This is a genomic window from Kitasatospora griseola, from assembly GCF_014648555.1.
Classification (GTDB): domain Bacteria; phylum Actinomycetota; class Actinomycetes; order Streptomycetales; family Streptomycetaceae; genus Kitasatospora; species Kitasatospora griseola.
In genome coordinates this window covers 196,543-218,985 of sequence record NZ_BMRI01000007.1, presented here as the reverse complement: position 1 = coordinate 218,985, position 22,443 = coordinate 196,543, and the positions used below count along the sequence as shown (strand labels likewise).

Annotated in this window: 16 protein-coding genes and 2 pseudogenes; 10 read left to right on the top strand and 8 right to left on the bottom strand. The window is 73.9% G+C overall.

Going from position 1 to position 22,443, the window contains the following annotated elements; all coding sequences use genetic code 11:
* A pseudogene (locus IEZ12_RS11980) lies at window positions 1-923 on the top strand (FAD-binding monooxygenase); the annotation flags it as partial.
* Between the two features lie 26 nt (window positions 924-949).
* Here the strand turns inward: IEZ12_RS11980 and IEZ12_RS11975 are convergent.
* From IEZ12_RS11975 to IEZ12_RS11965, 3 genes are read right to left on the bottom strand one after another with little or no spacing between them, the layout of a single operon-like run.
* A complete protein-coding gene (locus IEZ12_RS11975) occupies window positions 950-1,474 on the bottom strand; it encodes a P-loop nucleotide/nucleoside kinase family protein (RefSeq protein ID WP_189272015.1) in 525 nt (174 codons plus the stop codon).
* A gap of 43 nt (window positions 1,475-1,517) precedes the next feature.
* Complete coding sequence (locus IEZ12_RS11970) at window positions 1,518-2,105, bottom strand: histidine phosphatase family protein (RefSeq protein ID WP_189272014.1); 588 nt, start codon at window positions 2,103-2,105, stop codon at window positions 1,518-1,520.
* A 36-nt stretch (window positions 2,106-2,141) separates the two neighbouring features.
* Window positions 2,142-2,309: a hypothetical protein gene (locus tag IEZ12_RS11965; RefSeq protein ID WP_189272013.1), complete on the bottom strand. Its 168-nt coding sequence runs from the start codon at window positions 2,307-2,309 to the stop codon at window positions 2,142-2,144.
* Window positions 2,310-2,458: 149 nt separating this feature from the next.
* Here IEZ12_RS11965 and IEZ12_RS11960 point away from each other — a divergent pair, with 149 nt between their 5' ends.
* The 5 genes from IEZ12_RS11960 (at window position 2,459) to IEZ12_RS11940 (ending at window position 5,664) form a co-directional block, all read left to right on the top strand.
* Entirely contained in the window at window positions 2,459-3,352 is an 894-nt protein-coding gene (locus IEZ12_RS11960) for a hypothetical protein (RefSeq protein ID WP_189272012.1), read from the top strand.
* 157 nt (window positions 3,353-3,509) lie between these two features.
* Window positions 3,510-4,298: a hypothetical protein gene (locus tag IEZ12_RS11955; protein ID WP_189272106.1), complete on the top strand. Its 789-nt coding sequence runs from the start codon at window positions 3,510-3,512 to the stop codon at window positions 4,296-4,298.
* A 15-nt stretch (window positions 4,299-4,313) separates the two neighbouring features.
* On the top strand, window positions 4,314-4,700 hold the full coding sequence (locus IEZ12_RS11950; RefSeq protein ID WP_189272011.1) for an Imm32 family immunity protein: 387 nt from the start codon (window positions 4,314-4,316) through the stop codon (window positions 4,698-4,700).
* Between the two features lie 90 nt (window positions 4,701-4,790).
* Window positions 4,791-5,513, top strand: coding sequence for a DUF6338 family protein (locus tag IEZ12_RS11945; protein ID WP_229847454.1), 723 nt, complete (start codon window positions 4,791-4,793; stop codon window positions 5,511-5,513).
* The gene (locus IEZ12_RS11940; RefSeq protein WP_043907768.1) at window positions 5,461-5,664 is read left to right on the top strand and encodes a hypothetical protein; all 204 of its coding nucleotides are present in this window, start codon (window positions 5,461-5,463) and stop codon (window positions 5,662-5,664) included. Before IEZ12_RS11945 ends, IEZ12_RS11940 begins: the two co-directional genes overlap by 53 nt.
* Before the next feature lie 10 nt (window positions 5,665-5,674).
* On the opposite strand, the gene IEZ12_RS11935 is transcribed toward IEZ12_RS11940, so the two are convergent.
* Both IEZ12_RS11935 and IEZ12_RS11930 read right to left on the bottom strand, forming a co-directional pair.
* Complete coding sequence (locus IEZ12_RS11935; RefSeq protein ID WP_189272010.1) at window positions 5,675-10,579, bottom strand: CHAT domain-containing protein; 4,905 nt, start codon at window positions 10,577-10,579, stop codon at window positions 5,675-5,677.
* A complete protein-coding gene (locus IEZ12_RS11930; RefSeq protein WP_189272009.1) occupies window positions 10,576-14,100 on the bottom strand; it encodes a right-handed parallel beta-helix repeat-containing protein in 3,525 nt (1,174 codons plus the stop codon). The genes IEZ12_RS11935 and IEZ12_RS11930 overlap by 4 nt, the downstream gene beginning before the upstream one ends.
* Window positions 14,101-14,240: 140 nt before the next feature.
* Between IEZ12_RS11930 and IEZ12_RS11925 the strand changes: the two genes are divergently transcribed.
* From IEZ12_RS11925 to IEZ12_RS11915, 3 genes are all read left to right on the top strand, one after another.
* On the top strand, window positions 14,241-14,582 hold the full coding sequence (locus IEZ12_RS11925) for a ferrous iron transport protein A (RefSeq protein WP_189272008.1): 342 nt from the start codon (window positions 14,241-14,243) through the stop codon (window positions 14,580-14,582).
* A gap of 67 nt (window positions 14,583-14,649) precedes the next feature.
* Window positions 14,650-16,323 (top strand): AMP-binding protein, encoded by a 1,674-nt coding sequence (locus tag IEZ12_RS11920; RefSeq protein WP_189272007.1) that lies wholly within the window; start codon window positions 14,650-14,652, stop codon window positions 16,321-16,323.
* Window positions 16,324-16,407: 84 nt separating this feature from the next.
* Window positions 16,408-17,274, top strand: coding sequence for a DMT family transporter (locus IEZ12_RS11915; protein WP_189272006.1), 867 nt, complete (start codon window positions 16,408-16,410; stop codon window positions 17,272-17,274).
* 51 nt (window positions 17,275-17,325) lie between these two features.
* On the opposite strand, the gene IEZ12_RS11910 is transcribed toward IEZ12_RS11915, so the two are convergent.
* From IEZ12_RS11910 to IEZ12_RS11900, 3 genes are all read right to left on the bottom strand, one after another.
* Window positions 17,326-19,521 (bottom strand): M4 family metallopeptidase, encoded by a 2,196-nt coding sequence (locus IEZ12_RS11910; RefSeq protein WP_189272099.1) that lies wholly within the window; start codon window positions 19,519-19,521, stop codon window positions 17,326-17,328.
* A gap of 473 nt (window positions 19,522-19,994) precedes the next feature.
* Complete coding sequence (locus IEZ12_RS11905; RefSeq protein ID WP_043907762.1) at window positions 19,995-20,765, bottom strand: sigma 54 modulation/S30EA ribosomal C-terminal domain-containing protein; 771 nt, start codon at window positions 20,763-20,765, stop codon at window positions 19,995-19,997.
* Window positions 20,766-20,898: 133 nt separating this feature from the next.
* Entirely contained in the window at window positions 20,899-21,621 is a 723-nt protein-coding gene (locus tag IEZ12_RS11900) for a DedA family protein (protein WP_189272005.1), read from the bottom strand.
* A gap of 107 nt (window positions 21,622-21,728) precedes the next feature.
* Here IEZ12_RS11900 and IEZ12_RS38250 point away from each other — a divergent pair.
* A pseudogene (locus tag IEZ12_RS38250) lies at window positions 21,729-22,259 on the top strand (TerD family protein); the annotation flags it as partial.
* Window positions 22,260-22,443 lie beyond the last annotated feature (184 nt).

Below are 22,443 nucleotides of genomic sequence, written 5' to 3'. Positions count from 1 at the left end.
CCCCGCTCACCACGCCCGACCGGACCCGGGTGACGGGAGCCCGGGTGGCGCGGCCGGGCGCGCCCGACACCGCCGAGGACCTCGACGCCGACCTCGTCGTGGACGCCATGGGCCGGGCCGGCCGGGGCGCGACCTGGCTGAGAACCCTGGGCTACGACAAGCCCGTTGAACAGCGGATGCGCGTCGACGTGGCGTACGCGAGCCGCCGATACCGGCTTCCCCCGGGCGCGATCGGCCGGGGCAAGGCGCTGCTCGTCGGCGCGACCCCCGCCCGCCCGCGCGGCCTGGTCCTCACCGCGCAGGAGGACGACATCTGGGTGCTCTCCCTGTACGGATTCGGCAGCCAGGACCACCCGCCGACCGCGCCGGACGAATTCCTCCGCTTCGCACAGGAGTTGGCGACCGAAGCCGCGTGGGAGGCCCTCCGGCACGCCGAGCCGGTCACCGACGTCGCCTCGTTCGCCTACCCCCACTCGCTGCGCCGGGACTTCCACCGGCTCCGCCGCCTGCCCGACGGCCTGATCTCCATCGGCGACGCGATCTGCAGCCTCAACCCGATCTACGGCGCCGGCATGACCGTCGCCGCGCTCGAAGCCGCCGCGCTGCGCGGATGCCTCGCCGGCGGCACCCGTGATCTCCCCCGGCGCTTCTACCGGTCCGCCGCGAAATCGCTGCGACTCTCCTGGCTGTTCGCCGCCCTGGCCGACAGGTCCATGCCCCAGGTCCCGGGCACCCGCCCCGCCCTCGCCGCCCTGCTGGCCACGTCCTTCCGAGCCACCATGCGGGCCGCGGCCACCGACGCCGAGGTCGCGACCGCCGTCTGGAACGCCGTCAGCCTCACCGGCTCCCCGGCCGGACTGGCCCGGCCCCGCATCGTCGCCGCGATGCTGCGCAACTGGCCCCGGACCCCGACCGGCACCTGACCGGCACCTGACCGGCGTGGGCGCCGTCAGGTGAACGACGGCCAGCGGTCGGCGGCCCAGGCGCGCCAGTCGGAGTGGCCCGGGGGCACCGCGGGGACGGGCCCGTCGGAGAGTTCGGCGAGGTCCGGTTCCTCGAACCGGTCGCGGCCGTCGCGGACTTGGGCCTCGGTCATCGGGTAGGTCTGGTCGGGACGGGTCGCCCAGCGGTGGGCGATCCGGGCGCGCTGGGTGGCGGCGTCCACCGGCAGGTGCACGAGACGGCACTGCGCGCCTTCGGCAGCCACCAGCCAGCGGATCGCGGACCGCTCGTTCCGCGACCAGCAGCCGAAGTCCACCACCACATCGGCGCCGACCCGGACCGCGTCCAGCGCGAGCCGGAGCATTCGCCCCTCCAGGACGTCGCGCCTGTCGCCCGGCTCGGCCCGGTCGAACAGCGGGAGCAGCCACTCGTCCGGTGTCAGCCGCAACGCGTGGTGCTGCTCGGCGAGTTGACGGGCCATGGTGGTCTTGCCGGCCCCCGGGAGGCCGACCATCAGGAACAGTGTGGGCACATCCACGATGGTGCCGCCGACCCGCCCGCGCGGCCATCGATTTCTACGGGACGTTCCAGGCGGAGAGGACCGGGCGGCCGTGTTCGACAGCCAGGACGGCGAGAGTGCCGGGGTCGGGGTGGCCGAGGAGGCCGGCGGCGGACGGGTCGAGGCCGAGCCAGCGGACGGTGAGAATGCGGGCCAGGTGGCCGTGCGCGACGACGGCGACATCGCCTTCGGCCAGCAGAGGACGGATCCGGTCCAGCGCCGCGTCCGTGCGGTCGGCCACCTGCTGGAGCCGCTCGCCCGGGTACGCCGCGTCGCCGGGGACGACGCCGTCCCGCCACAGGTCCCAGCCCGGCCGGGTCTGCTCGATCTGATCCGCCGTCAGGCCCTCGTAGCCGCCGTAGTCCCATTCGAGGAGGTCGGGGTCGAGGACGACGCCCGTCAGGCCCGCCAGCTCGGCCGTCCGAACGGCGCGACTCAGCGGACTGCTGACGACGGCGACCAACCGACGGGCGGCGAGTCGCGGCGCGAGCGCCCGCGCCGACGCCTCGCCGGCCGCCGTCAACGGCACGTCGGTGCGCCCGGCATGACGCCCCGACAGGCTCCACTCGGTCTGACCGTGCCTGATCACTATCAGCTCACCCATGGCCGTGCAGATTAGCCGACGAGATGCGCGACGAGGTCAGGGGCAGGTCTTCCGGTAGGGGATGCCGGGCAGGAAGGTGCGCCACTGCTCGGCGGTGAGACCACCGCCGGCGCGGGCGCAGGTACGGGCGGCCGCGGTGGGCGGGGCGATGTCGAAGCGCTGGAAACGGGATGTGTCGGCCGCTCGCGTAGAGGGTGGTGTCATCAAGGGCGAACGAGAGCACATGGATCGAGCCGCCGCTGATCGGCAGCCCGAGCTGCTGACCCGTCGCACCCGGTCGGTCCGTGCGGTCCCCGCCGCGCGGGCCGGCCTTGGGGGAGGACGTCGGGGCGGCTGCCGGGGCAATCGGGCGCGTGAGTGAGGAATGCGTTGACCTGGGGTTCGTCACGGTGCCGTCCGGGGTGCTCGTGCTCGGCATGGCGTCGTGGATCGATCGGTGGCCGGAGCTCGGCGCGCCGCTGTCCGAACGCGCCGGGGCGGCGGCGGCCGCCGGGGGCGGGTACCTGTGGGACGACGAGTGCGAGGCGGTGGCGGTCCGGGCCGCGGGGGGCGGGGAGTTGCGGGTTCGGGCCCGGACGGCGCTGTCCTGGTGCACCGAGGAACGGGTGATCTCGCTGCTGGAGGTCGACCTCGGCGTGCCGTGGACGGGGGAGGGCGACGCCCCGATCCCGCTCGGCGACCTCCCGGTCGACCGGTGCGGGATGGTCGTCGGCGACGGCGTCGCGCTCGACGCCTGGATCGGGCCGGCGGGTGAACCGACCCATGGTCTCGCCGATGTCAGCTACTGGGGGCTCCACGCGGACGACGCCCACGCACAGTTCGGCGGACAGCGGATGGCGTCGTACGAGGGCGCCCCCTGGGGTCGGCGCGACCTGCCGGTGGCCGAGGCCGAGGCGCTCGTGGCCGGGATCGGGGCATGGCGGGGCGGCCTGCGCCGAAAGGGCGTCGCGGTCGCGGTCGACAAGCACACCGACTACCACCTCTTCCAGCGCGCCGCGGCGAACCACCCCCTGCCGGCCGGCGCGATCGAGGTCGCCGGCTGCCGGGTGCTCGGCATCGACTGGGACCCGGCCGACCACTCGATGACCCATCACGGCGAGCGGGAACTCGGCCGGGTCCACCCGGTGACCCTCGAATCCGGCGGGACGGGCGGGACGGTACTGCGATGGCGGATCGAGCCGGTGGACGTGGCGGACTGGCGGGCGCCGATGAGTTCGTTCGCGCAGCTGTGCCGGACGGCCGCGTGACGGTGTTCCGCGATCCGGGCCGGCACGGATTCCCGGATGCCGGATCCGGTGCTCAAGTCCCGTTCCGGGCATGGCGGATACGCGTCAACGGAAGGGCGGTCCGGCGGTGGGGAATCGACTTCCCAATGACAGTGGCGATCACTAAGGTCTGGGGGCTGTGACCACGAAAGAGCCCGGTGACGACCTGTGGGAAGAGTTCGTCAGGGAATTCGAGAAGAGCAACGCCGTGCACGAACCCAGTGCCGCCGAACGTGCCGGGCAGCAGCAGCAACAGCCGCCGGCGGCGCGGCGGCGGCCGGGGCGTTGGCTGGTGCTGCCGGCGGCCGCCGTGCTGCTGGCGGCGGTGGGCGGGGTGGCGTACCTGACGCGGCCCTCGGACCGGGAGCCGGCCGTCACGGCTGCGCCCGCCCCGTCCGTGACGGTGTCGGCGACGTCGGCGGCGCCGGCAGAGGCGGCAGCCGGGGCGCCGAGTGGCGCGATACCGCTGACGGTCTTTCCGGAGCAGGTGCAGGGGTACACGCTGGTGGCGAAGGCGGCGAATCCCGACTGCACGGGCTCCGACGTCGTGGGGCCGTCCCTGGCCGGGCTGATCATCCAGGGGCACGGCTGTCTCGGGGTCGACGTGGCGCTGTACAAGGACGCCGACGGCAACCAGTACAACCTGGCGCTGTTCACCATGAAGGACCCGATGGACGGCGTCCGCCTGGTGAACGTGCTGGCCGAGCACGTCGAGTCGTACCAGGTCGCCGCCCAGCTCCCGCCCGACGGCTCCGGACTGCGTCGACTCCCGGCCGACAGCCCGCGGGTTCAGGGGTTCGCGGTCGCCGACCACGGCATGCTGGTCGGCACGGCACAGTGGTCCGACGGCCGCACCGTCGACTTCGACAAGCTGTCGGCCCGGCTCACACCGCTGACCAGTGCCGTCACGCGCGCGGTCCTGGCCTGACGGGGGAGCGGGGACGTGAAACTGTCCTGGGATTCCCGGTACGGCGAGGTCGATGTCGACGGGACGGCCGAGGAGCTGACCGCCCTGGCGGTGGCGTTGGAGGCAGGGGAGGGGCATCTCCCCGTCAGCGAAGGCGAGTTGACGGGGGTCGAGGTGGTCGGGACGGACGGTCCCGGGGTGATGATCCGCGTCGATGCCGGGCGGCGGGTGCTGGTGGTCCTCGGTGATGCGGACGGCCGGGAGTTGCTGGCGGAGGGGCTGCGGGAGACGGCGTCCGCCGACGACGGCGGGCACTGGCACATCGACCACCACCCCGGGCACGCGTGGCTGGCCGAGGGGTCGGTGGCGCTGGTGGTCAACAGCCCGCTCGGCGGCATGCCGCTCCGCCGGAAGCGATCATGACGGACCGTCAACTCCGTTGAACCGCAGGCGGGCTGTCGGCGGACTCGGCTAGGGTGAGGTGCTGCGGCAGAGGCCGGGAGGGGTGGCGCGGTGCTTCCGAGTACGGTCGAGCAGTTGGCCATCCTGGTGGCGCTGATGCTGCCCGGGATCTTCTACCAGGCCGTCGCGGACCGGCTGCGCGGGCCGCAGGCCTCCGAGCAGGAGCCGCAGAACCGTGCGCTGCGGGCGCTCGCGATCAGCGGGCTGCTGGACGCGGTGTACGCCGTGGCCGCGGGCCCCTGGGTGGTGCGACTGCTGGGCGAGGGCGACGGCGGGCCGCTCGCCGCGGTGCTGCGGCACCCGCGGCGGGCCGGGCTGGCGGTGCTGCTGCTGGTCGTGGTGGTGCCGGCCGGTGCGGCGTGGGCGGCGGCGTCCGTGCGACAGCGGCGCGAGCGGGCGCACTACGAGCCGACGCCGACGGCCTGGGACTTCCTGTTCGCCGACCGCGACCCCTGTTTCGTCCGGATCCGGCTCAAGGGCGGGCTGTGGGTGGGCGGTTGGCTCGGGTCGAGGTCGGCGGTGTCCGCGTTCCCGCAGCCGCAGGACATCTACCTGGAGTCGCAGTGGCGGCTGGATCGCGACGGGACGTTCCTCGGCCGGGTGCCCGGCACCACCGGGGTGTACGTCAAGGGCAGCGAGATCGAGGTGCTGGAACTGCTGGCGCCGCCGGAGACAGGACGGACGCCGGCACCGGTGCCGGCGACACGGAGGGAGCAGCAGGATGGCAGCGGCACGGAGCGGTCGGAACGACCCGAAGAAGCGCAGGAGCGATGACGGCACGTCACCGGAGAGCCTGATCGACGAGTTCCGCGACCGGCGGATCTTCCGGATCGGCGACGGAGCGGCCGAACCCGACCAGGGCCCCGAGGGCGCCTCGGGCACGGCGCAGAGCGAGAAGCCGGAGAACGGCGGACCGGAGTCCTGACGGCAAGGGCTCACGGCCCGATGTGGACGTGCGCGGCCCACAAGTGCGGTGCGGGCAGCAGGCGTTCGCGCAGTGATCGGACGGCGTGGTGCAGGGCGAGCGACGGGTCGAACGGCAGGCCCTCGGCGGCGTCCTCCGACAGCGCGGCGTAGAACTCCCCGGTGACGCGGCGGGCGAGCTTGTCGGAGACGCTCCAGAGCGTGCCGACGACGTGGGCGAAGCCGGCCAGTTGGAAGGACGGCGCCAGGTGCACCGCCTCGTCCGGCAGGTCGAGGCCGCCCTGGGAGGTCGAGCAGGCGGAGAGGAAGGCGAGTTCGGCGTCGACCGGGCGGCGCGCGGACAGGTCGAGGGCGCTGAGCCGGCCGTCGTGGAGGACCAGTCCGCTGTTCGACGGGCTGGCCGGGTCGCTGACGCCGTGACAGCTGAAGTGCACCCAGGAGTGCCGGTACAGCGCCCGGCGCACCCGTTCCACGGTGGCCTGCTCGCCGTCCAGCCGCAGACCGTCGGGGAAGAGCTCGGCCACCAGCGCGGCCTCGGGTCCGGCGCCCGGCAGCGGCGGGCCGCCCGGCGTCTGCGCGAGCGAGACCACCAGCGGAGCGGGGCGACGACGCGGCGGACCGGCGTCGGCAGACCTGCGGCGGGCCCGCAGCAGCGACCGCAGCGTCGGCGTGTACGAGGACACCACCCGGTCCATCGCCCAGGTGCCGGGAATGCCCTGGCCCTTGCCCGCGGCGTGCAGCGGCAGGAACGCCAGCCGGCCCGTCGGGCACCACCACAGCCGCGGCCAGGGCTCCCCGTCCAGCGGGGTCCCGCGCAGGCCGAGCCGGTCCAGGACGGGCGCGGCCACGGCCTCCCACAGCCACTCCAGGGTGGCGCGTTGCGCCTTCATCGTCTGCGTGGCCCGGTCCACGCCCTGGTCCCCGTACGCGGCGTCGATCGACTCCTCGGTGAAGGCCTGAAGGGCCACCGTGATGTGCAGGGGAGTGAGGTCCGGCAACTCCACCACCTCGATGCGCGGCGGGCCGCCGTCGGGAGCGACCAGGAGCAGGGCGTGCGCGCCGTAGTCGCTGACGTTGACCACCACCACGGGGCCGCGCTCCGCCACCGAGAGCAGCTGATGGACGGTCGGCGGGCGCAGGAAGTCCTCCAGGTCGGGCAACGTGCGGATCTCTTCCAGGAGTTGGTCCCAGCGACGGGACATGGCGTGGCGTTCCTCGGCGTCCCGCAGGGCGGCCGCATCCGCTCCCGCCGCGCCCTGGGCGAAGAACGTGTCGGACGCCTCCGCCGACGCGAGGGGGTGCTCGCGGCTCAGCCGGTCCCGGATCGCCTCGAACTCCGCGGCGCGGGCCGGGTCGAGCTCGCGCAGCCGGGACAGGTCGCCCTGGTACTCCAGGCCCTGCGCCAGCAGCACGCACCGCCCCTGTTCGAGCAGCGTCAGCGCCCCGGCGCGGTCGCCGGCCAGGATCGCCAGTGTCGCCGCCGCGCTGGTGACCCCCCAGGAGGACGCCAGCCGGTCCTCCTGGTCGAGCCGGGCCAGCTGGCGGGGCGCCACGCCGGGAAGCAGGGCGACCGCGTGCCTGAAACCGTTCAGGGCCTCGGCGGGCAGGCCGGCCTGCGCGGCGATGGTGCCCCACAGCCGCGCCGCCTGGAGGCGGGTGTGCGGCGGGAACGCCCGGTCCTCGGCCGTCTGCCGGATCAGCCGGATCGCCTCGGCGAGGTCGACCCGTTCGCCGTACTCGGCCCGCCGCACCTGCGCCCGGGCCAGCGCCCGCCGGGCCTGCGCGGAGACCGGCGCGGTGTTCACCGCGTCGTCGGCGAGGGCCTCGCGGGCAGCGGCGGCCGCCCGCCGCAGGGCCGTCCGGGCGGCACGCTCGGGGAGCAGGTCCGCGAGGCCGAGAGCGGCGTCGGCGAGTCGGCCGAGGGCGAGCGGACGCAGCGGATGTGGGGAGCCCAACTCCCCGACCAGCAGGTCGAACCGCCGGAACGCCTCGGCGGTGGCCGGCAGGTCCTTCGTCGAGCGGGCCTGCGTGAACCGCAGCACGGCCAGGTTGAGCGCGGCCCGCTCCCGGGCCAGGGACATCCCCGGACGCCGTTCCGCGGCCTCCGTCAGCAGCGCGAACGCCTGCTCGCGCAGCGCGGACTCCCCGGTCGTCGCCGACAGGTCGAACAGCGCCATGGCGAGGTTGTTCAGCACCACCGGGCGCTGCGCCGAGGTCGGCCCGGTGTGCTCCAGCGCGGCACGGAACACGGCCACGGCCTGGAGCTCCCAGGCGCGGTCGCCGGTCCGGCCCGCCCGGTCGAGCAGGGCGACGCCGAGGTTGGTGAGGGCCAGGCCGCGGTTGTCGTGGCCGTCCGGCGCGACGTCGACGGCGGCCCTCAGCGTGCCGAGGGCGCCGTCCAGCCGCTCGGCCTCGCCGGACTCGACGGCCGCCGACCATTCGAGGTAGCCGAGGTCGGCCTGGATCGAGGCGCGCTCCGGGTCGTCCGCCGGCAGCCGGTCCAGCGCGGCGCGGCAGTACTCCATCGCCTCGGTGCGCAGCCGCGGGTCCGGCCGGTAGCCGTGCAGGTTGGCGAGGCTGGTGGCGAGCCCGCTGAGGGCGGCCGTGTCGGGTTCCGGTGCGGTCAGGGCGACGGCCTCACGGAGACGCTCGACGGCGTGCTCCAGGTGCGTCGGGTCGCCGGTGAGGTGGTAGCGCAGCCGGAGGTTGCGGCCGAGCGCGGCCAGGAATTCCGCCCGGTCCGCGGAGTCCAGGTCCGCATCGTCTCCGTCCGGCACGGCCAGGGCCTCGGCGAGCAGGTCGGAGGCCCGGTCGAGGGCGGCGATGTCCGAGCGCATCCAGGCGACCGAGGAGAACACCCCGGCGGACAGGACGGCCAGGTGCGGCCGCCGCGGGTCGCCGGCCGGGACCAGCTCCAGGGCCTGTTCGAGCGGGCCCGCCGCCCCGGCCACCAGTTCCTCCGTGCCGCCGTGCTCGGCGAGGCCCAGCACGGCCGCGCCCAGCGTCGTCCGGTGGAGCACCCGGTCGGCGGCGCTGCACTCCTGGTCGGCCGCCACGACCGCGCCCAGCACCCGGGCGCCCTCCAGCCGGGCGGCCGGGTCACGGGTGTCGTCCGCGTGCTGCACCCAGCGGGCGCCGAGCCGGAACTCCAGCTCGATCCGCCGCGGGTCGCCGACCGGCAGCAGGGCGATCGCCCCGGTCATCGACGCGACGGACCGCTGCCAGGCGTCCCGGTCGCCCGGCGCGACCCGCCGGGCGCGGGCGGTGCCCAGGGAGAACCGCACCTCCGCCTCGAACCCCGGCCCGGGGGACGGCAGTTCGAGACACTCCCGGTAGCGCGCCACCGCGTCGGCCGCCCGCTCCTCCCGATCGTCCCGCACCGCGGATTCGAGCAGGCAGTCGGCCAAGTACCGCAGCGCCTGCGCCCGTTCGACCGAGGGCCCGGGCAACTCCCCGACGAGCCCCCGCAGCAGCGCGAGCGGCTCGGCCGACGGATCCTCGCTGCCGGTCGCCTCGGCCCGCAGACCCAGCAGGTTCGCCAGGGTGTTCCCCTGCTCGACCCGGCGCAACGGCATCGACGCCGGGGTGGCCTCGAAGGCCTCGGTGGCCCGGGCGACGGCCGCCGCGAGGTCCGCCGGCTGCCCGTCCGTCAGGTAGCGCCTGGTCAGGGCGAGGGCGAGCAGCCCCCGAGTGTCGGCGAACAGCGCACTCCCGACCGGCGAGAGCTCGGCCGCCTCGTACGCCGCGGTCAGCGCGAGCGACGTGGCCCCGGCGTCGTCCACGGCCGCGGACCTGAGCAGGATGAGACCCAGGTTGCACAGGTACTGCCGCCGGGTGGCGTCGGTGGGCGCGGTCTCGGCGGCCTGCCGGCACAGCGCCACTCCTTCGGCCCGCAGCGCGGCCGCCCGCTCGGACTCCGCCGCGGCCGGCGATCCGGTCTCCGCCGTCGCCCCGGCCGCCTCCCCGGCCTGGGTGATCAGCACCAGGCCCAGGTAGCAGAGCCGTTCCGGGCGGCCGGCGCGGTCCGTGAGGTCGGCGGCGGCGGGGTCGGCGGTGCGGAGCACCTCGCGGAGCACGGCGGCGGCTTCCGGGAGGGCGGTGCGGTCGCCGAAGAAGACGGCGGACTGGGTGAGGGCCACTCCCAGCTCGACGCGGCAGGTGGCGAGTTGGGGATCGTCCGGCGGGCAGAGGCGCAGTGCGGTGCGGATCTCGGAGACGGCCTCGCGGATGGCGCCGTCGGCGAGGCCGGCGTCGGACCAGAAGCGCAGGGCGGTGCCCAGGTTGGCGTGGCGGCGGGCCTGCTCGCCGGGTGCGCCCGGCACGGCGGCGACGGCGGCGCGGCAGGCCTGGACGGCTTCGGCGAGCGACGACAGGTCGGTGCGGTCGAAGTGGTCGTTCAGCAGGGCCACGCCGAGTGCGGAGAGGACGGCGCCCCGCAGCGGTGTGTCCGGCGGGCATTCGGCCGCCGCGTGGCGCAGCAGGGGGACGGCCGCGGCGGGCGCGCCGGGGTGCTGCCAGCGCTGGTACGCCATGACCAGCGCGATCCCGGCGGCGTGCGCCAGTTCGACGCTCGGCCCGGTCGGCGGGCTCTCCCCGTCGATCACCGCGAGCACCTCCGCGAACTCCGGCGCGACCCGTTCCGGGAAGTGGCGGCGGGCCAGTTGCAGGCAGAGCAGCGTCTCGCCGAGGAGGGACGGGTCGCGCTGGTCGTCGGCCCAGAAGCCGAGCAGGTCGCCGAAGCCGAGGGCGAGGGCGTGCTCCGGCGGGACGTCCGAGCCGGGCGGCACCCCGGCGGCCCGGAGGACGGCGGTGGCCGCGTGGGCCTCGGCGGTGGCGAACCACGACACGAGGTCGGGGTCGGCCGCCACCTGGTCGAGGCGGGCGGCGAGGAGGTCGAAGGCTTCGTCGGCGTTCACAGCCAGGTGCTCTCCTCGGGAAGGTCGTCCGCCAGCAGCACCACCAGGTCCTCCCGGCTGGGCGTGTCGCCGCCGGCCAGCCGGGAGGCCTGGTGTTCGACCATCTCCTCCAGCAGGGTGCGGGCGTCGCGGGCGTTGGCGGGGTCGCCGCGCAGTTCGCGACGGGTGAACCGTTCGACGAGGAGGTCCATCACCTCGGGGGCGAGGCGGTAGGCGTGGCGGTCGGCTTCGCGGGCGACGATCTCGGCGAGTTCGTCGGGGTCGTACGGCTCGAACTCGAGGATGCGGGAGAAGCGGGAGCGCAGGCCGGGGTTGGAGTCGAGGAAGGCCCGCATCTCCTCGGTGTAGCCGGCGGCGATGACCACGACGTCGTCCCGGTGGTCCTCCATCAGTTTGGTGAGGACGTCGATGGCTTCCTGGCCGAAGTCGCTGTTCGAGCCGAAGCGTCGCGCCAGGCTGTACGCCTCGTCGATGAACAGCACGCCCCCGGCGGCGCGGTCGAAGGCCTGACGGGTCTTCTGCGCGGTGTGCCCGAGGTACTCGCCGACCAGGTCGCCGCGGGCGACCTCCACCAGGTGACCCTTCTTCAACGCGCCGAGTCCGGCCAGGATCTGGCCGTACAGCCGGGCCACGGTGGTCTTTCCGGTGCCGGGCGGGCCGGAGAAGACCAGGTGGTGGGCCCGCGGCGGCGGGGGGAGGTCGGCGTCGGTGCGCCAGCGGGACAGCCGGAGCAGGTCGATCTGGACGTCGACCTGCCGCTTGGCCTCGGCGAGGCCGATCATGCGCTGGAGTTCGGCGATCGGGCCGGCCTCGGGCTGCAGGATGTCCTCCGGGGTGTCGCCGGTGCGGATGTTCTCCAGCACCACCCGTTCGTTGGGGACCACGGCCTCGCCGGTGCAGCCGGTGATCTCACAGTCCTCCAGACGGCCGTACACGTGCTCCTCCAGACTGATGCCGTCGCTCCCGGCGCCGTGCACCCGGACCCTGGTGAGGAGCAACTGGCTGTTCTCCTGCGCCCGGATGCCCTTGCCCCGGGCGCCGGTGATCTCCAGGGTGTTGATCTCCACGGTGGTGTTGCCGAGGGTCAGCAGCCCGGCCTCGCCCGGTTTCGCGATGGTGCAGCCCTGCGCGGTCAGCCGGCTGTCGTCGCGGCAGTTCAGGCCGAACAGGCCGGGCTGTTCGATGGTGATCTGTTCGGCGGTGACGCGTGCGCTGTCCTGCAGCACCAGCCCGGAGGCGGTCGCCCTGCTGATGACGGCGCCTTTCAGCTGGACGGTCACGCCGGTGCCGTGTCCGAACACGCCGTTCTTGCAGCGTTCCAGGCGCAGCCCGGTGATTTCCACCGCCGAGCCCTCCTGGATCTGGACGCCGCTGTTGGAGTGGTCGCGGATCTCCAACCGGGCGAAGGTGCCGCGCGCCTTGTGCACCTGGACGCCGGTGGCGCCGAAGGTGATGAAGCAGTCGTCGACCGTGGGGACGCCGCCGGAGGCGACGCCGATGCCCAGGCGGCCGGCCCGGTCGATCCGGCACTTCTCCAGTCGCCCGCGTCCCTGGTCCTCGACGAGCACCCCGGTGTCCCGGCAGCCCGCGAACTGGCAGTCGCGGACCTTGGGGTCGGCGCCGCGGGCCACGTACAGCCCGGTGGTGGCGCCGTTGACGTTGGTGGCCTGGACGGTGCCCTGCGCCTGGTGGTCGTAGGAGATGCCGGTGGCGTGCACCTCGTCGATCCGGGAGGCGAGGATCTGCACCGCGGTGTGGTCGCCCGCGGCGACGGCGGTGTCGCCGGTGCCCCGGAACTCGCAGCTGCGGATCTCCGCGGTCGACGCGGCGGTGACGTCGATGCCGCGGCCCCGGCTGTCCGTCACCGTGCACTCGGTGACGGTGGCTTTCGCGCGGTCCTTCAGCACCAGCGCGTGGCCCCGGGCGGAGCGGAACGCGGTGCGCTCCAAGGTGCCGGTGGCGCCGACGAGTTCGGTCCGGCCCGCGATGATCTCGCTGTCCCGCAGGACGAGTTCGGCGCCCTGCGAGGCGAGCAGCGCGCACTCCGCCGGGCCGTCGATCCGGCAGTGGCGCAGCTCCAGGTGGCCGGTGACGGCGACGGCGACGGCCCCGCGGCCCTCCAGCATCAGGGAGTCGAGCGTGACCTGGCCCGCGCACTCCAGGGCGGAGTCCTCGGGGGTCTCGATCACCACCTCGCCTGCGCCGTGGGCCTTGACCAGTTCGACGGTGCCGGACAGCACCAGCGGCCCCGCCTCCCGGTACCGGCCGGGTTCGATCAGCAGCCGCCGCGGCCGGTCGTCCGACGTGGCGTGCAGTGCGGCGCCGATGCTCCGGTGCGCCGAGTCGCGGCCCTGGCCGACCCGGACGGTGACGGCCGCGCCCGCGACGGACTCGGCCCGGACGGTGTGCCCGGGCAGGAGGTTCGCGTGGTACGGCGCGAGCGCGTTCGCCAACTGGGCGGGGAAGACCGCGAGTCCGTTCATCTGGGCGAGCACCGGCGAGTTCAGCGGCAGGAGTTGGACGGCCTGCCCGTCGGCGCGGAAGGACCAGTGCGGCAGCTTCGCCGGCGGGCTCGCCCCCGGGTTGAGCCGGGCGAGCACCGTCCGCACCGGGATCTGCTGCCCGGCGCGGGAGACGGCGTGCTGCCCGATCTCCAGCGAGGCGATCTCGGACCACGGCACGGCCCGCTCGTAGCCGCCGACGGTCACCACGACGCCCCGGTTCTCCACTCGCAACTCGCAGGGCCGGGACAGCCGCAGGATCAGCCGCCGGGTGCCGATCGCGCCGAACACCGCCAGGGTGAGGACCACCAGGAACGGTTGGAAGGGGGAGTAGTCGTCGAGCGCGGTCATGATGAGTACGGAGCCCGCGACCACCAGCAGCAGCACCAGCTGGGCCAGCCGCAGCATGACCCGGCCCGACCAGGTCAGCAGCGCGCCCGCCGCGAACACCGAGGCCGCGCCGGGGCCGTCCGGCAGCCGGGTCGTCCCGCCCCACCGGTCCGACAGCCGCGGGACGAACACTTCGTCGAGGCGCTCCGCCGGCACCGCCAGCGGCGCCAGGTCGAGCAGGATCCCGTGCCACGGCACCGACCAGCGCGGCGAGCCGCTCACCTCCAGCCCGGCCCGGTCGACCAGCGAGGTCCGCACCAGCAGCGAGCCCCGGAAGTACGGGGCCTCGTAGGCGGCCGCGAAGCCGCGCATCGGGAGCACGCACACCCCGTCGACCTTGTCCCAGGGCAGCCGGACCTTCCGCAGGCCGCTGCGGAGTTCGAGGAACTCGGGATCGACCACCACCGTGGTGGGCGCCAGGGCGTGAAGCGCCTGCCGGACCAGCACCACCGCCCACACCACGGCCGTCACGCCGTCGACCAGTATCGGCAGCGGCTGCGTCGCCACGCCCGTGAGCACCGGCAGCCCGCAGCCGACGAACGCGCCGGCCGCGAACAGCGCGACGGCCGCCCGCCGCCGCCGGTACTGCGGCGACGGCCGCAGCCGCACCTGCGCACTCTCCCGAGTCATCGAACCCCCCATGAACCCCCGGCTGTCCCTTCGTGCCATCAAATCAGCGAACTCCCGCCGCGGGACGCCGATTTGGTGATTCCGCCCGAGCGGGCGAAAACCGGTGGCCCGGGGAGTGCCCGGCCAGCAGGATGATCGCCATGGCCAATGACCCACCCCTCGACCCGGAGCAGCCCCGGGACCGGACAGCCTTCGACCAGCCCACGGACCGCCCGCCCGCCCGGCACCGGCCCGCCCGCGCACTCCTCCCCGGGGCCCGGGTCACCGTCGTCCGCTCCACGGAGTGGGACGGGCCCTGGCAGGTCGAGTTCCAGGGCACGGTCGACGACCTGGCCGCGCCCGAGCCCGTCGATCACCCCCATGCCCGGGAGGGCGAGTCGGCGTACTGGGTGCGCTTCGACGCGCCGCAGTACGACGCCGACGGGGACGGCCCGTACCGCAAGGCGCTGATCTGGGAGCGGTACCTGCGCCCGGAGGACTGATTCGCCGTCAAGCGGGCGCGCGCCACCCCCACTTGGAGACTGGTCAACGGGCCCGCCGGTGGCCAGCATGGGTACTCGTCGTTCTGCACCACCGCGCCCAGGAGGCCCCGTGTCGCACGCCCCGAGCCAGCCTAGCCACTCCTCAGGCCCGACCGGCACCCCGCTGCTCGGCGACACCGTCGGAGCGAACCTGGCCCGGGCCGTCCGGGCCTTCCCGGAGCGCGAGGCGCTGGTCGAGTGCGCCACCGGCCGCCGTTGGACGTACGCCCGGTTCGCCGCCGACGTCGACGCGGTGGCGCTCGGGCTGCGCGCCAAGGGCGTCGGCCGCGGCGACCGGGTCGGCATCTGGGCGCCCAACCGCGCCGAGTGGACGCTCACCCAGTACGCCACCGCCAAGCTCGGCGCGATCCTGGTCACCGTCAACCCCGCCTACCGCTCGCACGAGTTGGAGTACGTCCTGGGCCAGGCGGGCGTGCGCCTGCTGGTCGCCGCCCGGCAGTTCAAGAGCTCCGACTACGCGGCCATGGTCGACGAAGTCCGGCCGCGCTGCGCCGCGCTGACGGACGTGGTGCTGCTGGACGGCCCGGACTGGGACGAGCTGCTGCTGACCGGCCGGCAGGGCGATCCGGCGGTGCTGGCCGGGATCGGGGAGGAGCTGTCCGCCGACGACCCGATCAACGTCCAGTACACCTCCGGCACCACCGGTTTCCCCAAGGGCGCCACCCTCTCGCACCGCAACATCCTCAACAACGGTTACTTCGTCGGGGAGTTGTGCGGCTACACCGAGCAGGACCGGATCTGCCTCCCGGTGCCGTTCTACCACTGTTTCGGCATGGTGATGGGCAACCTCGCCGCCACCTCGCACGGCGCCTGCATGGTGATCCCCGCGCCCGCGTTCGACGCCCCCGCGACGCTGGCCGCGGTCGCCGCCGAGTCCTGCACCTCGCTGTACGGCGTGCCCACCATGTTCATCGCCGAACTCGCCGACCCGGACTTCGACAGCTACGACCTGAGCAGCCTGCGCACCGGCATCATGGCCGGCGCGCCCTGCCCGATCGAGGTGATGAAGGACGTCATCGGCCGGATGGGCATGACCGAGGTGTCCATCTGCTACGGCATGACCGAGACCTCCCCGGTCTCCACCCAGACCCGCGCCGACGACTCGATCGAGCGCCGGGTCTCCACCGTCGGCCGGGTCGGACCGCACCTGGAGGTCAAGGTGGTCGACCCGGCCACCGGCCGCACCGTGCCGCGCGGCGACACCGGTGAACTCTGCACCCGCGGCTACTCGGTGATGCTCGGCTACTGGGGCGAGCCGGAGCGGACCGCGGAGGTGATCGACCCCGACGGCTGGATGCACACCGGCGACCTCGCCGTGATGGACGAGGACGGCTACCTGAGCATCACCGGCCGCAGCAAGGACATGGTGATCCGCGGCGGCGAGAACCTCTACCCCCGGGAGATCGAGGAGTTCCTGTACACCCACCCCGACGTGCTCGACGTCCAGGTGATCGGCGTCCCCGACGCCCGGTACGGCGAGGAGCTGATGGCCTGGGTGCGGATGCGCGAGGGCGCCCGCCCGCTCACCGCCGAAGCGGTCCGCGAATACTGCACCGGTCGGCTCGCCCACTTCAAGATCCCGCGCTACGTGCACGTGGTCGACGAGTTCCCGATGACCGTCACCGGCAAGATCCGCAAGGTCGAGATGCGCGAACAGGCCGCCCGGCTGCTGGGCGGCTGACGGGCCGTCGGGAGACCTGCCCGTCCGGCGCAATCGGGGCGGGGGAAGCGCGGCGGTGCCACCGGGACGGGAGAGCATGGGGGCGTGCCCGCACTCGCCGTCCTGTTCGCCGTGCTCAGCGCCGCCTCCAACGCCGCCGGCACCGCGTTCCAGCGCAAGGCGGCCGCCAAGCTCGGCCGAGGCGGCGGCCTGCGGTTCGTGCTCACCCTGGCGCACGACCCGGCCTGGCTGATCGGCATCGCGGGGGTGACCGGGGCGGCCCTGTTCCAGGCGCTGGCGCTGAGCTTCGGGGCGCTCGCCCTGGTGCAGCCGGTGTTCGTGCTGGAACTGCCGTTCGCGCTGCTGATCGCCGCCCCGCTGCTGCACCGCCGACTGCCCCGGGCCGGCTGGGCCGGGGTGGGCGCCGTGGTCGGCGGCCTCGTCGTGTTCCTCGCCAGTGCCGCGCCCACCGGGGGCACCGACCAGGCCCCGATGAGCCGCTGGGCGCCCGTGCTGGCGGGCTGCCTCGGCATGATGGCGGCCGCCGTGCTCGCCGCCCGGCACTGGCGCACCCCGGTGGTCCGGGCCGGCGCGCTGGGCAGCGCGGCGGCCGTCGGCAACGCGCTGACCGCCGCGCTGCTGAAGTCCGCCACCGGCACCTTCGCCGACCACGGCCCCGGCGCGTTCTTCTCGGTCTGGCAGACCTACGGCTTCGCGCTCACCGGGATCGCCGCCGTCCTGCTGCTGGAGAACGCCCTTCAGGCCGGCTCGCTGGCCGTCTCGCAGCCCGCCCTCACCATCGGCGACGCCGGGGTCAGCCTGCTGCTCGGCGTGGTGCTGTTCGACGAGACGGTGCGCACCGGCTGGTGGCTGCTGCCCGAACTGCTCGGGCTGGCCGCGGTGATCGGCGGCGTGCTGACCCTGGTGCGGGCCGTCCCGCACATCCAGGAGGTCGTCCGCTCCCGGAAGTGAGCTTCCGGGAGCGGACGACCTCGGCGCAGGGACGGTCGGAGCAGGGACGGATCAGAAGACGAGCTTCCAGCCGGCGACGTAGCCGCTGTCGCCCCGGTACATGTCCTGGACCTTCAGCCGCCAGGTTCCGTCGGCAGGCTGGGCGGAGGCGTCCACCGTGTAGGTCTCGAAGACGTTGTCGGCCGAGTCACCGACGTTGCTCTTCTTCAGCGAGTACACCGTGCCGTTCGGGCCGACCAGGTCGATGACCAGGTCACCGCGCCAGGTGTGCTTGATGTCCACGACCACCTTGAGGTCGCTCGGCGCCTGGCCGGCGAGCCGGTCGACGACGATGTCCGAGAAGACCGCGGCGCCGGCGTCCGGGATCGGCGTCCGGGTGGTGTTCTCGACGACGGCCCTGGCGACCTTCCAGGTGAACGTCGTGATGCTGTTGCTGTGGTGGGAGGCCTTGGCGTCGACGGTGACCGTGTAGGTGCCCGGCGTGGTCGGGGTGCCGGTGATGAGGCCGGTGACCGGGTGGAGCTTCAGGCCGTCGGGGAGACCGGTCGCGTGGAAGGTGAGCTGACCGGGGTTGAAGTTGATGGCGTGGAGCTGGAGTTCGGCGGGCACATCGACCGCGGTGAGCTGGGAGGCGACGGAGTCCAGCATGATGCCGTCGACGACGCGCGGACCGACGTTGATGGCGGCCCAGGCGTTGGCGGCGTTCAGGTAGGTCGTGCTGGTCTGCCCGTACAGGTCGGCGGCGGCCTTCAGGGTGGCGACGCGGGCCGCGGCGTAGTTGGTGGAGGACGTCATGTACGTGGTGAGCGCCCGGTACCAGATCTTGGCGGCGGCGTCCCGGCCGATCCCGGTCACCGACAGGCCGTCGGAGGTCGGGGAGTCGTAGTTCACGCCGTTGACGGTCTTGGCGCCGCTGCCCTCGGAGGCCAGGTAGAACCAGTGGTTGGCCGGGCCGGAGGAGTAGTGGACGTCGATCGAGCCGAGGTCGGCGGACCAGGCGTCCCGGGAGCGGCCGTCCTTGGAGGGCTTGTCCATGTAGCGCAGCGGGGCGCCGGTGCCGTAGATGTCGATCTTCTCGCCGACCAGGTAGTCGCCCTTGTCCTGGGGGTTGCCGGCCCAGAACTCGATGGCGGACGCCATGATGTCCGAGGTGGCCTCGTTCAGGCCGCCGGACTCGCCGCTGTAGATCAGGTTCGCGGTGGCGGCGGTGACGCCGTGGGTCATCTCGTGGGCGCCGACGTCGATCGAGGTCAGCGGGTGGGTGTTGCCCGCGCCGTCGCCGTAGGTCATGCAGAAGCAGCTGTCGGACCAGAACGCGTTGACGTAGTTCTTGCCGTAGTGGACCCGGGTGTAGGCGCCGACGCCGTCGTCCTTGATGCCGTTGCGGCCGTGGACGTTCTTGTAGTAGTCCCAGGTGAGCTGGGCACCGTAGGCGGCGTCCACGGCGGCGGTCTGCCGGTTGGTGACGGTGCCGTCGCCCCAGGTGTCCGTCGGGTTGGTGACCAGCGTGCGGGTGCCGCTGGTGCCGTTCAGGTCGTAAGTGCTGTGGCCGCCGCGGGTGTTGTCGGTCATCGCGAAGCCGCTGCCCGCCGCCGTGGTGCCGATGGTGACCTGGCCGGAGTACTGGCTGTTGCCGATGCCGGTCTCGATGCCCTGGTACTCGAAGAGCTTCTTGCCGGTGTTCGCGTCGGTGATGACGTGCAGCTCGGACGGCGTGCCGTCCTCCTGCGTGCCGGTGACGACCGTCTCCCAGGCCAGCGTCGGGGTGCCGGACGCCGCCCAGACCACCTTGCGGGCGTTGTCGGCCGCCGGCTCCTCGACCTGCGCGCCCTCGGCGCTGCCCAGTGCGAAGGTCCGCGCGGAGTCGGCGCTCTCCTTGGCGGTGGTGTCGACGGCGATGTCCGCCTCGGTGGCCTTGGTGACGCCCGAGGTCGAGCCGTCGGGGGCGGTGTGGACCACCAGGTCGCCGCCGAGGACCGGCAGTCCGGCGTAGGTGCGCTCGTAGCGGGTGTGCACGCTGCCGTCCGCGTCCTTCGTCACGGACCTGGCGATCAGCGCCTCCTCCGATCCCAGGCCCAGCGACTTCGCGGTCTCCGCCTTGGCCGCGTCCGCCACGGCCAGCAGCTCGCCGCGCTGGTCCGCCGACAGCTCCACCGGCAGCGCGCCGGCGACGGCCTGGACCTCGGCCGGGGCCTGCTCCGTGGTGTCTGCGGCGGCGACACCGGACGTCAGGGCGGCCGCGATCATCGCGGCGCCGGCGATCAGCGCGGTCGCGGTGACGGTCTTTCGGGAGGATCGAGTCACACGGAACTCCTTCTGCGACGGCCGCGTGGGTACGGCCGGAGTCAGCCGGGAGGGCAGGGATGGAGCCGCCCGGTAGAGCTGGTGGTTCGAACGGGCCGGACGGTGTCCGACGGGTCGCCGCACCGTCGTGGTGCACGTGCGTCTGCAAGGGCCTGTGCGGCGATGGGACGGTACAGTGCCAGCTTTGTTGGGGACGCGTCACCCATGTGGCAAGAAGTTGGCCGAAATACTTCGTTGTCGACGTAATGTCGAGGCAATCGGCCGACAGTGGGCAGGTAATGAGCCAAAAAGCGGGAGTCGGGGACGGCCCCACACCGTCCCCGACTCCTCTTCCCGCGCTCCCGGACGGGCCCCACACCCGCCGGGAGCTCTTCCCGCCTCCGGACAGACCCCCACGCCTGCCGAAGGCTCGACCGCTACGCGGCGGGCGTGATCAGCCCGTAGTGCCCGTCATAACGGTGGTACATGACGTTGCCGCGGCCGGTCGCGGCATCGGTGTAGAACACGAACGGCAGGCCGCTCAGGTCCAGTCGGGCCCGCGCCTGGTCGCCCGTCAGGCAGGGCACCGTCAGCCGGCTGGTCACCAGGCCCGGCACCGGCGCCGGCAGCGGGCCGGTCGAGGCCAGCCGGTAGCCGCCCGCCGCACCCCGGTAGACCAGGCTGTCGCAACCGCTCCCGGCGTCCGTGAACAACTGGAAGTCGTAGTCCATCGCCTCCAGTTCGAACACCGCGTCCAGCGGGCCCAGCCGCGCCGCGCTGTAGCTGCGGTGCCGCACCAGCCGACGCTCCTCCGGCGCACGGTGGTGGCGCTGCGGGCGGTGCTCCGGGTCCAGGCCGTCCGCCCAGCCGAGCGGCGTACGGGTCGGCCGGCGGTGGTGGCGCAGCCGGGCGATCCGCGACACCAGCCGGTCCTGGAGCAGGTCGACCGCCTCGCGCATGGTGGCCGCCGCGACGTGCGCCCGCACCGGACGCCCGTTGACGTCCACGGTGGCCTGGGCGCGCGAGGGCCGGGCCATCGCGTGGTTGGGCTCCTGCACCAGCCGCACCCGGACTCCGAGCACCGGCTCGTCCAACCGGTCCAGCACGGCCGCGATCTTCACCCGCGCATAGTCGGGGGCGCCGGCCGAAACCTCGCCGCGGGTCTCCACCAGCACCTCGGCGACACTACGGGTCTGCAGACGGTTCATCAGAAACTCCTTTCCCGATGACTCCAGCCTGCTCCCTCGCCCCGGCCGCGCAGAGGGCCGAACGGTCCACCTCCGGGAGCCGACGGGCCCTGCCGGGAGCGGGACGGTCGGCCACCGTGCGCCCGACGGACCGTCAGTCCTGGCTCGGCCCCCGGTCGTCGCGGCTCTCGTCACTGCTCTCGCCGGGGTTGTCGCTCGGGCTGTCGTCAGGGCGGTCGGCACGGCTTTCACGGCTCTCACGGCTCTCTTGGCGGGCCTCGCGGCGGTGCGCGCGCACCCGCCACACCACCAGGGCCACGACCACCACCGCCGCCACCGCGATCGCCAGCGAACGCCCCACCGTGCCCTCCACCCGGGAGTACGCCGAACCCGCGAAATAGCCCAGCAGCGTGAACCCCACCCCCCAGAGCACCCCGCCGATCGCGTTGAACAGCAGGAACCGGGGGTACGGCATCCGCGACACCCCCGCCAGCGCCGGCATCAATGCCCGGAAGAACGCCACGAACCGTCCCAGCAGCACCGCCACTGGACCCCGACGGCGGATCAGGTCCTGCGCCCCCTCGACCCGGTCCGCGTGCTTGCGCAGCGTCTTCGTCCGCAGCACCGCCGGACCCAACCGGCGCCCCACCTCGTACCCCGTCGAATCGCCGATGACCGCCGCGGACACCACCACCAGCACCATCCAGCCCAGCGACACCTTGCCCTGGTGCGCCAGCAGCCCGCCCAGCACCGCGGCCGTCTCGCCCGGCAGCACGAACCCGAAGAACAACGCGTCCTCGGCGAACACCAGGGCCCCCACCACCGCGTACACCACCGGCCCGGAGAGCCCGCGCAGCCAGTCGGTGACCGCGTGCACCAGGACCACCTCGCTCCCGGCTCGCCCACGGTCCGGCCCCCACCGTAGCGCCGGGCTTGTCGCCGCCCGCAGAACCTGCCTCCCGGGGGGCGCGTCGCACGCCCCCGATGGGCGAGACTGTGGCGGTGACCGCGAGATCCCTGGCCAAAGGCAGCAACCTCCCGATCGACGTGCCCGCCGTGCACGCCGACCTCACCTGGACACCCGCACCCGGCGTCCCCGACCTCAGCGCGGCCGCCCTGCTGCTCACCGCCGACGGACAGGCCCGCGACGCGAGCGACCTGATCCGGCGTCACCGACCCACCCATCGCTCCGGCGCGGTCCTGCACCGCGGCCGCACCGGCGGCGCCGACGCCCCCGTCGAACGGATCGAGGCCGACCTCGCGGCGCTCGACGTCCGCGACGCCGCCGTCCAGCGCGTCCTGCTGCTCGCCGCCACCGACGACGACGGCACCTTCGGTCGGGTCCCCGACCTGACCCTGCTGATCTCCGACGCCCGCACCGGCCTGCCGATCGCCCGCTTCGTCATCGAGGCCGGCCGGGAGACCGCGCTCATCGGCGGCGAGCTCTACCGCCGGGGCGGCCAGTGGAAGTTCCGCGCCGTCGCCCAGGGCTGGGCCAACGGCCTGAACGGCGTGGCCGCCGCGTACGGCTTCGAGCTGCCGGCGGAGGGGGACGCAGACGCGGACGCGGACGTGGCCGACGGGCCGGTGCCTGAGCTGGATGCGGAGTCGGCGTCGGAGCCGCCGTCGGAGCCCGCGCCCGAGCCGCGTGCGGCGGCAGAGCCTGTGCCCACCGCGGAGTCGGCGCCCGAGCCGGCGG

Excerpts from the sequence above, each read along its gene's own strand:
- IEZ12_RS11970 (WP_189272014.1), bottom strand. The coding sequence starts at position 2,105 with ATGGGTGAGCTGATAGTGATCAGGCACGGTCAGACCGAGTGGAGCCTG.
- IEZ12_RS11965 (WP_189272013.1), bottom strand. The coding sequence starts at position 2,309 with ATGACACCACCCTCTACGCGAGCGGCCGACACATCCCGTTTCCAGCGC.
- IEZ12_RS11940 (WP_043907768.1), top strand. The coding sequence starts at position 5,461 with ATGGCAGCGGCACGGAGCGGTCGGAACGACCCGAAGAAGCGCAGGAGC.
- IEZ12_RS11930 (WP_189272009.1), bottom strand. The coding sequence starts at position 14,100 with ATGACTCGGGAGAGTGCGCAGGTGCGGCTGCGGCCGTCGCCGCAGTAC.
- IEZ12_RS11925 (WP_189272008.1), top strand. The coding sequence starts at position 14,241 with ATGGCCAATGACCCACCCCTCGACCCGGAGCAGCCCCGGGACCGGACA.
- IEZ12_RS11920 (WP_189272007.1), top strand. The coding sequence starts at position 14,650 with ATGGGTACTCGTCGTTCTGCACCACCGCGCCCAGGAGGCCCCGTGTCG.
- IEZ12_RS11910 (WP_189272099.1), bottom strand. The coding sequence starts at position 19,521 with ATGATCGCGGCCGCCCTGACGTCCGGTGTCGCCGCCGCAGACACCACG.
- IEZ12_RS11905 (WP_043907762.1), bottom strand. The coding sequence starts at position 20,765 with ATGAACCGTCTGCAGACCCGTAGTGTCGCCGAGGTGCTGGTGGAGACC.